The sequence below is a fragment of the Acinetobacter johnsonii genome, assembly GCF_048551975.1.
In the GTDB taxonomy this organism is placed as follows: domain Bacteria; phylum Pseudomonadota; class Gammaproteobacteria; order Pseudomonadales; family Moraxellaceae; genus Acinetobacter; species Acinetobacter johnsonii_A.
In genome coordinates, this window is the sequence record NZ_JBIMCF010000283.1 from 1 (window position 1) to 259 (window position 259).

The window sequence follows — 259 nt, forward strand, 5'->3', positions numbered from 1 at the left end:
CCTCGCATGCTGCCTTTCATGTTCAGCGATTCAATCGCATAACTTTCCAAAGGTTGTAATTGGCGAGAGAGGTTTGGATAGACACGTTTCCCAGCCATAATCTTCAGTTCAGCCGCTAACGAGCTTGGCATGAACGGGCTCTTTAACTGATGCGCAGCATAATTAAAGGTCGGTACAGGTGGAAAATCGGGCGCAGGTTCAATCGGCACTGGCGGCTGATTGCGAATTTCAGCCATTTGCATATTGACCGCATCAATAC

1 protein-coding gene is annotated in these 259 nt (G+C 48.3%); it reads right to left on the bottom strand.

Annotated elements, in window-relative coordinates:
* Positions 1 to 259: pilus assembly protein PilP (locus ACG9ZB_RS17505; protein WP_419326872.1), on the bottom strand; the 259-nt coding region annotated here is incomplete at both ends.